Genomic DNA, 11796 nt, shown 5'->3' with positions numbered 1-11796 from the left:
CGATCCTGCGCAGCCGGCCAGCGGTCGGCTCTACCACAGGGGCGGCGGCGCTGGGTGGCGCCGCCGCAGTGCCTCACCCGCGTGCGAACGCCAGCAGGTCGGCGTTGAACCGGTCGGCGTGGGTGACGGTCAGGCCGTGCGGCGCACCGGCGTACACCTTCAACTCGGCTCCCTTGATGATCTGCGAGGACAGCTTGGCCGAGGCATCGAATGGCACGATCTGGTCGTCATCGCCATGCACCACCAGCGCTGGCACATCGATCTTCTTCAGGTCTTCGGTGTAATCCACTTCCGAGAATTCGTGCACGCAGTCGTACTGGCCCTTGACGCCACCGAGCATGCCCTGCAGCCAGAACGAGTCACGCATGCCCTGGGTGACCGTGTTGCCGTCGCGGTTGGCGCCGAAGAACGGCGTGGTCAGGTCCTTGAAGAACTGCGAGCGGTCACCGCCGGTGCCCTTGCGGATGCCGTCGAAGACCTCCAGCGGGGTACCGGCCGGGTTGGCATCGGTCTTCAGCATCAGCGGCGGCACGGCGCCGACCAGCACCACCTTGGCCACGCGCTTGCTGCCGTGGCGCCCGATGTAATGGGCCACTTCGCCGCCACCGGTGGAGTGGCCGACCAGGATCGCGTCCTTCAGGTCCAGCGCCTCGAGCACGGCGGCCAGGTCGTCGGCGTAGGTGTCCATGTTGTTGCCGTCCCAGGTCTGGCTGGAGCGGCCGTGGCTGCGACGGTCGTGAGCGATCACGCGGAAGCCGTTCTGGCCCATGAACAGCATCTGCGGGTCCCAGGCATCGGACGACAGCGGCCAGCCGTGCGCGAACACGATCGGCTGGCCGGTACCCCAATCCTTGTAGAAGATGCGCGCGCCGTCGGCGACGGTGACGAAGTTGCTCATTGTGGTTTCCTTGACGGAAGGGAGGGAAGGCGCTGGCGCGGATGCCGGTGCCTTCGGCAGTACAGCGCAGCGCCAGACCGACGACTTGCACGGCTGTGCTGGATTACGCCGGATGTGACGTGTATCGCTCTGGCACGAAGCCGTGCCGGCATCGAGGATGGCGGCAGCCCTGACGAGGAGCCTGCAATGTCGAACGCGTGTTGGAGCCCGCTGTTGTACCTGCTGCTGGCCACGGGGGCGCATGCTCAGACCAACGTCTACAAATGTGTGGACGGGCCGCATCCGGTCTACCAGCAGACGCCGTGCCAGGGGCGCGCGGAATGGCGCTGGGAGGTGCCGGCGGAGCCGACCTCAACAGGTGCGAGCGCGGCCAAGGCAGCGAGCCCAGCTTCATTGCGTCCGCGTGTGGTGCAGCAGCGGCGTGCGCGGGCTGCACTGATACCGATCAGCGCGGATCCCGCCGCCTGTGAGCGCGCGCGGCAGCATCGTGGGAAGGTGCTGGCCAATGGCAAGCGCATGGACTTCGTGCAGCGCCGGCAACTGGACGATGCCGTGCATGAGGCGTGCCGTTGAAATGGAATGGTGCCGGAAACGACAACGGCGCCCGTAGGCGCCGTTGGACGGCACGCCAGGCGCTGGACCTCAGCGACCGTCGCTGGCGGCCGCCGGTGCCGGCGAGGGCACGCTGTCCGGCTTGGGCAGGCTCAGCTCCGGGTTGCCCTGTTCGGCCTGCAGGATCTGGATGCGGCGCTGCAGGGAATCCAGCTGGCTGTTGGTGCTCTGCACGTCGCTGCTCAGGCTGACCGCCTGCTGCTGGGCCTGCTGCAGGGCAGCGCTGACCTGGGCCGACTGTGCCTGCTGCTGTTCCATTTCCTGCTGCAGGGTGCGCAGGCGCTCCTCGTTGTAGGCCACCAGGCGCTCGGTATAGCGCTTGCCGGCTTCCAGTCGGGTGGTGTCGATGTAGACCTGGGCCAGCTGCTCTGACTGCTGCGCGAAGGTGCGGTAGACACGCTCGGCGTTGTCGACGGCATCGGTCTTGATCACCCGCCAGAAGTTCTTCTCCTGGAACAGGGCGACGTAGTAGGTCAGGGTGTTGGCATTGAACAGCAGGCTGGCGCCGTAGTTGCCGTTGTAGGTGGTGCGCAGCTCGGTCAGCTGGCGGGCATCCATCAGCTGCTTGAGCTCGTCAACGGTGTTGCGCACCACCGGTGCGGTACGTGCGGCCGGCTCTGCGGCTGCTTCGCGGTCGCCACGGGCAGCCATCGCCGCCGGTGCCACCAGCATCATGGCCACGGCCAGCAGTGCCGCGCCGCGCGCGTGCCGGGCGAAGACCGCGCCCCCTGAAGTTTCTCGCATGTCTAGACCATCCACGGATGAGTGTGGGTTGAGATGAAGGTGGTTCCCCGCCGGGAGTCTAGCATGTGCGCGGGCGCCGCCAAGGGCGCCCGTCACGGGTCAGTAGACCAGCTGTGCGGGCGTGCACTGGATGGACTGGACATGCACATCCGTACGGCCCAGTTCCAGGCCCAGCACCTGCGCCAGCAGCGAGCGCAGCAGGGAGCCGACGCTGTTGAGCAGCGGCTTCAGGACGTCCAGGGCGGGCTTCAGCAGCAAGCACAGCAGGCCCGAACAACTGACCGGGCCATTGCCGGGGGCGGTGACACCGTCGCCGGCGAACTGGTCCAGGAAGCCGTCGTGGGCGGTCTGCAGGTAAGACGCGAGGTTCTGCGTCATGCAGTTGTTGTAGGCCTGGTCGCTCAAGGAAATCAGCAGGCTTGCACACCGGTTGACGGTCAGTCCGCCGAGCAGGCTACCCAGCAGTGCCGGCAGCACGCCCAGCCCTTCGCCAGTCACAGCCGTGCGATAGCCTTTCCAGACCGAGCCATCCTCCCAGCATGTGAGCAGGCCCACCAGGCAGGGTTTTGGAACACCCTTGGGTACATCCCACGCGCCCAAAGGCTTCAACCCCCGCGTCTGGTCGCCAAGTTCAAGCAGCTTGATGGACGCATCGACGTCGTAGCGATTGCGACCAACGTTGGCTGCTTTCAGGTAGCGATCGGCCAACTGCGCTGCGGTCGAGCCCTGGCTCATGCCATCGTCGCGCGGATCGAGCATGCCGGACAGTACGCGCAGCAGTTCGCTGACCAGCTCGGACACGGCGGTGCCCACCTCCAGGGAGTTGACCTGGGTTGAACCGGTCGCGCCGGCGGGGAGGGTGAGGCTTTGCGTGTCGGTCAGCGTATTGACCTTGATGCTGTCATTGATCAACGGGGCGCCGAGCAGTGTGAGCATCTGTTCCTTCTGCAGGGTGTCGCCACAGACATTCTGCTTGGAGAACCGCTCGCTGTCGGCCACCTTGCCGACGCAGGCGCGCAGCACGGAAGACTCGACCTTGATCGTCGCCGTGGGAGGCGTGCTGCCACATTGCAGGCTGGTCAGGGTCGCCATTGCATTGGTCACGTCCGCATGGACCGGCAGCTTCAGGCGGATGCCCAGCAGTGAAAGCACGCCGCCTGCAACGGGAATGTTGTTGGTGTCGATGTCGAGGAAGACACGGATCTGCGCGTTGTAAGCGCGCGAGCCAATGCCACCGATGGCGATGGACGGCGGTTCCACCACAGCGGCTTTGGCATTGACCAGGCCCAGCAGGTTGAGTTCATCGACCGAGACCGCACGGCCGCCATTGGCGATGCTGATGCTGGTGCCGATCAGGTCCAGCACATTGACATCGGCCTGCAGCGCGCTGGAAATCGTTCCATCCGGCGCGACCACGCGTGCGAACAGGCCGCCACCGCTGTCATCGGAGCCGAGTTTCACCTCCAGCTGCTTGAGGTCGATGCCCTTCACGACCAGGGCATTCTCCAGTGCACTCAGGTCCACGTGGGCAACGCCCTGCTGGGTGAGCAGGTCAACGGTCGCCTGAAGGATCTTGCCCAGCTTGACCTTGCGGCCGGCCAGCAGATTGTTGAACTCCGCCACGCCCATGTTGACGTCGATCGGAATGCCCAGTGCCTGCAGCAGTCCGTTCGGGGTGATATGCGCCTGTGCAAGGCCGTCGTAGCCGAGCAGGGTGGTCTTGTCGAGGTCGGCACCCACCAGTTTCAGGACATTTCCCAGTGGCGTGTTGCCATTGATGCGCAGCAGTTGCGAGCCGACACTGAAAACCGCCGTCGGTTCTGCACGGCGCGCCACCGCCTGTGCGGTCACGGTCGGCAGGCTGCTGTTCTGCCCGAAGAAGGGAAGCACCGCGCGGCGGGTGATGACACGGACAGCATTGCGTTGATTCGCTGCATCGACGACCGGGCTGAAGTGCCCTTCGGTGGCGCGGGTCACGTTCCAGTTTCCGCAGCGGACTTCCAGGCTTCCTGCGAAGGTGTTCTGGGTGAGTGCGCTCTGCCGCGCAGCACTGTTGTCGCTGTTGTCCGAGGTGCACAGTTCCAGTCGCTGCGCTCCGGCCAGTGCGGCCAGATCAGCGACTTTCTGTGCATCGCGCTTGGCCCAGAACAGGTAACCGATCTCGATCAGGCCCAGCATCGCCAGCAGTGCCAGCATGACCAGCATCATGGTGATCGACATGCCGCCCCGTGGGCGGCTGAAACTGAACTGGCGTGGGCGTTTCATGGCCTACCTCAGCGTCCGGATGAGGATGATCCCTTGGACTTGGCGACATCGGCTTCAAAGAAGTCCGGGATCTCGTGTTCGAAACTCTTCATGTAGCGGGCGTAGCTCAGCGTCGCCTGGTCGCCGAGGATCGGCAGGTGCTGTCCGGCTTGTTGCCCCGATGCCTGCAGGCGGAACAGGTTGCGCGTGGTATCGCCGATCTGGCTGCGGCCGGGCCGCGGGGCTGCAGTGCTGCCGTCGGTGTTGGCCACTGCTGCAGGCGCCGCATGCGGCACCGGTGCTGGCGGGGCCGCCAGTTCCACGGTGGGCAGTGACTCGGACTGCAGCGGCTGCGAAGCCGACGCAGCCGGCGTGCTGCCGCCAAGCATCTGCCCGGTCAGCGGCTGTTGCTGCGCCTGCACGGCGGCGGCTGGCAGCAGGCAGATCAGAACGGGCAGCAGGCGTCGGGTCAGGGGCGTCGCGGTCATGGTGTGTTCCCGTTCGGGTGGTCGGAGGCGCTGAAGCGTTCCAGCATCGAGGGCGGCAGGCGCTGCGGATCGCGTTGATCGCGGCTGTCGCGGCGCGGTTCCGCCGCCAGTCGCGTGGCGCCGGGCGGGTTGCCGGCGGCATCGCTGGCGAGAGCACGGGCAGCGGCCGGCACGACTGCGGCGGCTGCCGCTGCGGCCTGGCGCTGCTGCAGGCGGGCACGGATCTGCGCCGCCTGCTGCTGGATGCTGAGCCGGGTCTCGTCGTTGAGGTTCGCTTGCTGGGCGAGGCGTTCGGCAGTGGCGGTGTCGCCCCGCAGTACCGCCCAGAGGGCGAGGTTGGCGGTGGCCTTGGCATTGCCCGGCGACAGCTCCAGCGCCTTGGCCAGGGGTTCGCGCGCGCGCTCGAACTGCCCGGCGCGCAGCCGCGCATAGCCCAGGTCGCCGAGATAACTTGTATTTAATGGCTGCAGTTCGGTCGCCCGCGCCAACGCCTGCTCACTGCCGGCGTCGTCGTCGCGGCGCGCGGCAATCAGGCCCAGGCCATGGGCGGCCGCGGCGGCCTGGGGGCCACTGGAAAGATCGCGGTACAGGGTGACCGCGGCATCGGCCTGGCCGGTCTCGCGCAGCGCGTCGGCCTGCAGCAGGCGCAACGCCGGCGGATCGCCGTAGCGCTGGCGGAAGGCGTCGACGTGGGCGAGCGAGGCATACCATGCGCCTTGCTGCTGCATGCGCTCGATCAGCTCCAGGTAGGCATTGCGGCTGTCCTGCGGTGCCGGTTCGGGCGCGGCCAGGCTGGGCGCGCGCAGGTACTTCGGCGTGGTCGATGCACAGCCGCTGGCGCCGGCAACGGCAGCCAGGGCAACAATGAGGCAGGAAGTGCGCAGGGCAGGCATCAGGGGGACCCCATCTTGGACATGGTGGTGGCCAGCGCGACCAGCGCCGGGCCGGCAAGGACCAGCATCAACGCTGGCAGCAGGGTCAGCATCATCACCACGGTCATCTTCACCGAGAGCTTGCCGACCTTTTCCTTCAGCGTGTTGCGACGCTGTTCGCGCAGGCGGATGCTGAACTGCCGCAGGGGCTCCTGCACCGCGCCGCCATGGGCGTGCACCTGCAGGATCAGCTGCATCAGGCTGGTCAGGTCATCGTCGGCATAGACCTCGCTCAGCCGGCGCAGCGACTGTGCGCGCGTGCGGCCGTGGGTATAGGCGATGTTGGCCTCCTGCAGCTCGCCGCCGAGGACCGGCAATGCATCGCGCAGCTTGTCGCCGAGCGTCTGCAGGCTCTGGTCCATGCTGAAGCCCACGCCCTGCAGCAGACGCAGCAGGTCGATCAGCAGCGGCAGCTCGTTGTCGACCGCTCGTCGGCGCCGTTTCACCCAGGAGGAGAGAACGAACTTGGGCAGCAGCAGGCCGGCGGCGAGGGCGCCGATGATCACCATGATCCTGGCCAGCCCGGTGACGCTGCTGAATGTCAGCACCAGTACCAGCACCAGCACGGCCAGCAGCAGGCGCAGGCCGAGGTAGATGGCCGTACCGCGGCGGGTGTTCCACCCGGCCAGATCCAACAGCAGCCGGTCTTCATTGGCCAGCAACGCCGTTTCCAGCCGGCCGCCGCTGAGGGCACGGCCGAAGCGTTCCAGCCAGCCCAGCGAATCGTGCCGCGCAGGCTCGGTGTCACGGGACGCCTCGCGCGGCTGCAGGGCGGTCTTCAAGGTGGCCGTTGTACGTTGCTCACGATGGCTGCGTACCCAGCCGCCGATACCGAGCAGGGCGATACCGGCGGCCAGCACGAGCAGGGAGAGGGCGAACCAGGCGCTGGCGCTCATCGGTTGTCTCCGGCGGGGCGAAGGGGGTTCATAGCGACTTGGCCAAGCGATACAGCAGGAAGCCACCGACAAGTTCCATGCCCAGTGCAAGCAGCAGGATCTTGTGGCCGAGCGGATCGTGCAGCACCGGCTGGAAGAAGTCCGGGCTGGTGATCGCCATCAATACCGCGCAGGCCGGTGGCAACAGGCCCAGCACCCACGCTGACATCCGCGTCTCCGAGGTGGTCGCTGCAAGCTCCTGCTGGGCCTGTTCCAGATCGCGCATGAAATCGCCCATGCGCTGCAGGATCTGGTCGGAGCGCCCGCCGATGCGCACGCTGACACCGATCACCACCGACAACACCTTCAGCACATCCATGCGATAGGGATGCGAGGCCTGTGCGAGTGCACGGTCCAGCTCCATGCCGCTGCGTGCAAAGCGCACCGTGGTGTCCAGCAGCCCGCGCAACGGCGCGCTCGTCTGCATCGACGCAACCTGGAACGCGGCCTGCAGGCTGTTGCCCAGTGCGGTCAGCCGCACCAGGTTGTCGAGGAAGTCCGGCAGCTGATGCAGCAGTTGCGCACGCAGCTTCGTGGTCCGCCGCATCACCCACAGCCAGCAGCCAAGCAGGTACAGCAGCAGGGTCAGCGGAAACATCCATGCGGTGCCCAGCCGCAGCATCGCCACCACCGACAGTACCAGCCCCGGTACCAGCAGCATGATGGGAACTTTCCAGCCGGTCTGCAGCCCTGCGCGCTGCAGCAGGCCATCCAGCGGCAGCACGCGGCGCCCGGCGCTGGCGGGCCGCGCCGGGTCGTTGGCAGCGGTGACGGACGGCCCGGCGGGTGCTCCGCCCGTGGCGCTTCCGCGCGAAAGCTGCTGCTCGGCGTGCCGCATTGAAACCTGGCGTTGCTCACGGCTGCTGGCCGTGCCCCACAGCCAGGCTGCCAGCGCCAGCAGCACCGCGATGATGCTCAGCATGCCCAGCAGCGCGCCGGTTCCCATGCTCAGAAGTCTCCGTAGAGCGATTCGCGCAGCTGCTGGCGGAACGGCTCCAGCTTGTGCGAGTGCGGATGGAAGCCCAGCCCGACCCAGCGATCGATCTCTTTGCCGTTGCCGTCGATCTGCAGCTCGTGGCGGAACATTTCCTGGGTGGTGATCAGGTTGTCGCTGACCCCGGTGATCTCGGTGATCGAGACCAGCACGCGGCGCCCGCTGCCCAGGCGCGAGATCTGCACGATGAAGTCGATGGCACTGGCAATCTGCCGGCGCAGGCTGTCCTCGCTGCCCTGGAAGCCGGCAAAGCCGGCCAGCATCTCGATCCGGTACAGGCAGTCGCGGGGCGAATTGGCGTGGATGGTGGCCATCGAGCCGTCGTGGCCGGTGTTCATCGCCTGCAGCATTTCCAGCACCTCGGCACCGCGTACCTCGCCGACGACGATGCGGTCGGGGCGCATGCGCAGGCTGTTGCGGACCAGATCGCGGATGCTGACCGCACCGTGCCCTTCGGCGCCGCCGATACGGCTTTCCAGGCGAACTACATGCGGGTGGTTGAGCGAGAGCTCGGCGGTGTCTTCGACGGTGATCACGCGCTCGTTCGCGGGGACGTAGCTGGCCAGGGCGTTCAGCAGCGAGGTCTTGCCCGAGCTGGTTCCGCCGGACACCAGGATGTTGCAGCGCCCCAGTACCATCGCCTTCAGCAAGGCCTGCATCGGCGCATCGAAGGTGCCCTTGGCCAGCAGTTCATCGGGGGTGAACGGATCCTTGCGGAACTTGCGGATGGACACCATCGGTCCATCCACCGCCAGCGGCGAGATGATCGCGTTGAGACGGCCGCCGTTGGGCAGGCGCGCATCGACCATCGGATTGGAGTCATCCAGGCGGCGCCCAAGCGGGGCGAGGATGCGGCGCAGGATGCGCAGCAGATGCGTATCGTCGGTGAAGCGCTGGGTGGCCCGCTTGAGCTGGCCGCCCTGGGACACGTGCACATCCTTGAAACCGTTGATCAGGATGTCTTCGATGGACGGGTCGTGCAGCAGGTCGTCCAGCGGGCCGAAGCCGGTCAGCTCCTTGACCAGGCCGTCGGCAACCACCTGCATCTCCTCTTCGTTGATCGGGATGCGCCACTCCTGGATGAAGCCCACCGTCTGCACCTGCACCCAGCGGGCGATGGTGTCGGGGGCCCAGGAGTCGATGTCGATGCGCTCGTCCTCGATGCTGTTGAGCAGGTGCTCATGCGCGGCCGACAGCACCTTCTGGTACTGCTCGGTCTGCGCGAACGGCTGATGGCCCGGCGAGCTTTCGGGCAGCACCGGCCGGGCAACGGCATGCGGGAACGGGGTTACCTTGTCTTCCATTGCGATCCACCCAGGGCAAGGGAGAGTCTTTCCCGCAGGCCCTGCGCCTGGACCGGGCAGGCAGCCGGATCCAGGCGCGAAACCAGCGGGGCGAGGGCACGCAGGTAGGGGTCGCGCGGCGCATCCTGCAGCAGCAGGTGGCCCTGGCTGGCAGCCAGGCGCACGCGCGGTCGTTCGGGAAGCGTGGCCAGCAGGGGAACCTCGAAGCGGCGCGCGATCTGCTCCGGGCTCATGCCGCTGCTGTCATCGTGGCGGTTGATCACCAGCTGCAGGCGCTTCTCGCGTTCGCGCTGCCCGGCAAGATGCTTCAGTGCCTGGTCGAGCGACACCAGTGTGGCAATGGAGGCATCGGTGACCAGCCAGATCTCGTCGGCCTGGTCCAGCAGCAGCGGCGGCAGCTGACGCAGCGGGCAGCCACCGGCATCACACAGCACGCTGGCGAACACGGTGCGCAGGCGCTGCAGCAGCGCACCCGGATCGGACGGCGGTACCGCATCGCTGCCGCTGGCGCGGTCCAGCAGCACCAGTCCGGAATCGTGACGGGCCATGGCCGTACGGGCGAGGGTGGCGTCGATGCGGCTGGCATTGCGCAGCGCGTCTTCGTAGTGGAAGCGGCTGTCCAGGTTGAGGTACAGGGCGAGGTCGCCCGAAGGCTGGGCCAGCTCCATCAGCAGGCCATCCTGCTGCAGTGCCTCGCCCTGTGCCAGTGCACGGGTCTGCTGTGCCAGCACCGCAAGATGCGCGGCCAGCGTACTGGTGCCGACCCCGGCGCGCACGCCCAGCAGGACGATCAGGCGGGCCTTGTGCGCCTGCTGCGCGGCGGCAGCCGGTCGTGGTGACAGGGCGCGACGCAGCGCGGCCTCGATGCCGACGTTGTCGCTGTCCAGGTCCAGCACATCACGCAGGCCCGCCCGCAATGCGATGACAACGCCTTCCACCTGGCCGGCACTGGTGGCACCGACGGCAACCAATGCCAGATCCGGCTCTGTCTGTTGCAGTTGCTGCGCCAGCACGCTGGAGGCGGCCGCATGTTCCGGGCGGAAGTCGAGCAGCACAAGGCTCTGCGGCCCGCGTTGCAGGTCCTGGGCGGAGGTCGGCGTGCTGCTGTCCTGCCAGTGCAGGGTGGTGGTTGGCGGCAGTTTGGCCGCCAGCCGGGGCAGCAGTTCGCGATCCATTCCGTACAGGACCAGGTTCATCGGCGGTCCTTGCGGATGCAGCGGCTGGGCAGTGGCGTAGGGCATGGGCGTGGTATCGCAGGCATCATGGAATCAGCGTGAGAAGCCGGGCACCGGGTCCTGGCTGATAGGACCCAGCAGCCAGGCACCCCATTCGGGCATGTGCGGCTTGGCCTCGCGGTCGCCGGGCAGCGGCAGCTCGGTGTTGCGTGCCAGCGGCTTCACCAGGCGTGGCGTGACGATGATCACCAGTTCCTTGTCCTGGCGCTTGTAGTCGAAGTTGCGGAAGAACGAGCCGATGATCGGCAGGTCACCCAGCAGCGGGATCTTGCCGACGCTGGAAACCACGTTGGAACTGACCAGGCCACCGATCACGAAGCTCTCGCCATCGCCCAGTTCGACCGTGGTATCGGCGCGGCGGGTGGTGATGGAGGGAATCTGCACGCCGTTGAGCGCGATGGCGTTGCTGTAGTCCAGGTCGCTGGCTTCCGGTGCGACTTTGAGGGCGATGCGGTTCGGTGCCAGTACCGTCGGTGTCACGGTCAGGCCGATGCCGAAGGGCTTGTAGGTGATGGTGGTGGTGCCCAGCCCCTGCGGTTCCAGGATCGGCAGCTCGCCGCCGGCCAGGAAACTGGCGCTCTGCCCGGACAGCGCGACCAGTGTCGGCTCGGCCAGCACACGCGCCATGCCATTGCTCTGCAGCAGGTCGACGTCGGCATTCCACAGGCCCTTGGTCGAGCCGAACACCAGGCGGAAGGCCGAAGAAATGGGCGATTCGGCTTCGTTGCCGGAGTTGCCTTCCTTCATGCCGGGCAGGATGCCGGTATTGCCCGGCAGCTGGCCGCCCGGGCGGGCGAAGCCGTAGGCGAAGTTGCCATTGCGGTTCTGGAAGCTGATGCCGATCTGCTTCAGTGCGGTCTTGTTGAACTCGACCACCTTGACTTCGACCTGGACCACGCCGCCGCTGCTCACTGTGGATGCGTCGGCAAGCAGGCCATCCTTGCCCAGGGCCATGGCGGCAGTCTTCTGCTCCTGCATGTGCGACAGCACGCTCTCGGTGCTTCCCTGCAGCAGGCCCTGATTGTCCTGCTGGGTGAATACCAGCCCGTTCGCGCCGGCGTCGGCCGCACCCTGCACCGCACTTTGTACCCGCACCTGCAGGCGCTGTGGTTCGGTCTGCTTGCGGTGCCAGAGCAGGAGCGTGGTGGTGCCCGGCGCCTTGCCGACCAGCAGGGCCTGGCGCTGGCCGCGCAGCATCACGATATCGGCCACGCCCGGATCGGCAATGGCGACCCGCTCCAGATCGCCCGGCAGCGTCCAGGGGCGCTGCTCACGCGCCTGCAGCACCAGGTCGTCGGCGGCCACGCTTGTCGCCGGTGCCAGCAGCACCAGCAGCAGGGCCAGCCAGCGCTGGCGGGGGGAAGGGCGTGGACTGCGGCGACGTTCGGTCATGGATGCGCTCGATGCAGG

11 protein-coding genes are annotated in these 11796 nt (G+C 67.1%); 1 reads left to right on the top strand and 10 read right to left on the bottom strand.

From position 1 onward, the window contains the following. Window positions 1-73: 73 nt before the first annotated feature. Window positions 74-898 carry an alpha/beta fold hydrolase gene (locus ACZK2R_RS13130; RefSeq protein WP_125894358.1) on the bottom strand — a complete coding sequence of 275 codons (825 nt, stop codon included), beginning with the start codon at window positions 896-898 and terminating at the stop codon, window positions 74-76. A 186-nt stretch (window positions 899-1084) separates the two neighbouring features. On the opposite strand from ACZK2R_RS13130, the gene ACZK2R_RS13125 reads away from it, so the two are divergent. Beyond that, window positions 1085-1471, top strand: coding sequence for a hypothetical protein (locus tag ACZK2R_RS13125; protein WP_125894360.1), 387 nt, complete (start codon window positions 1085-1087; stop codon window positions 1469-1471). Window positions 1472-1540: 69 nt separating this feature from the next. Here ACZK2R_RS13125 and ACZK2R_RS13120 read toward each other — a convergent pair whose 3' ends face one another. From ACZK2R_RS13120 to ACZK2R_RS13080, 9 genes are all read right to left on the bottom strand, one after another. Next, on the bottom strand, window positions 1541-2254 hold the full coding sequence (locus ACZK2R_RS13120; RefSeq protein WP_043402505.1) for a DUF2968 domain-containing protein: 714 nt from the start codon (window positions 2252-2254) through the stop codon (window positions 1541-1543). A gap of 99 nt (window positions 2255-2353) precedes the next feature. Next, window positions 2354-4519 (bottom strand): TadG family pilus assembly protein, encoded by a 2166-nt coding sequence (locus ACZK2R_RS13115; RefSeq protein WP_125894362.1) that lies wholly within the window; start codon window positions 4517-4519, stop codon window positions 2354-2356. 8 nt (window positions 4520-4527) lie between these two features. Continuing rightward, window positions 4528-4986, bottom strand: a complete 459-nt coding sequence (locus tag ACZK2R_RS13110) for a DUF3613 domain-containing protein (RefSeq protein WP_125894364.1) — start codon at window positions 4984-4986, stop codon at window positions 4528-4530. Beyond that, the gene (locus tag ACZK2R_RS13105) at window positions 4983-5879 is read right to left on the bottom strand and encodes a tetratricopeptide repeat protein (RefSeq protein WP_125894366.1); all 897 of its coding nucleotides are present in this window, start codon (window positions 5877-5879) and stop codon (window positions 4983-4985) included. Before ACZK2R_RS13105 ends, ACZK2R_RS13110 begins: the two co-directional genes overlap by 4 nt. Beyond that, window positions 5879-6814, bottom strand: coding sequence for a type II secretion system F family protein (locus ACZK2R_RS13100; RefSeq protein WP_032128078.1), 936 nt, complete (start codon window positions 6812-6814; stop codon window positions 5879-5881). Before ACZK2R_RS13100 ends, ACZK2R_RS13105 begins: the two co-directional genes overlap by 1 nt. 28 nt (window positions 6815-6842) lie before the next feature. Further along, entirely contained in the window at window positions 6843-7799 is a 957-nt protein-coding gene (locus ACZK2R_RS13095; protein WP_180837645.1) for a type II secretion system F family protein, read from the bottom strand. A 2-nt stretch (window positions 7800-7801) separates the two neighbouring features. Beyond that, a complete protein-coding gene (locus ACZK2R_RS13090; RefSeq protein WP_049398477.1) occupies window positions 7802-9151 on the bottom strand; it encodes a TadA family conjugal transfer-associated ATPase in 1350 nt (449 codons plus the stop codon). After that, window positions 9136-10392: a CpaE/TadZ family protein gene (locus ACZK2R_RS13085; RefSeq protein WP_317618055.1), complete on the bottom strand. Its 1257-nt coding sequence runs from the start codon at window positions 10390-10392 to the stop codon at window positions 9136-9138. The genes ACZK2R_RS13090 and ACZK2R_RS13085 overlap by 16 nt, the downstream gene beginning before the upstream one ends. 27 nt (window positions 10393-10419) lie before the next feature. Beyond that, a complete protein-coding gene (locus ACZK2R_RS13080; protein WP_049398479.1) occupies window positions 10420-11778 on the bottom strand; it encodes a type II and III secretion system protein family protein in 1359 nt (452 codons plus the stop codon). Window positions 11779-11796: the final 18 nt, after the last annotated feature.

The sequence above is a fragment of the Stenotrophomonas sp. 96582_Sma genome, assembly GCF_056480905.1.
Note: the sequence above shows the minus strand (reverse complement) of the source record. Positions and strands in the feature narration are given on the sequence as shown.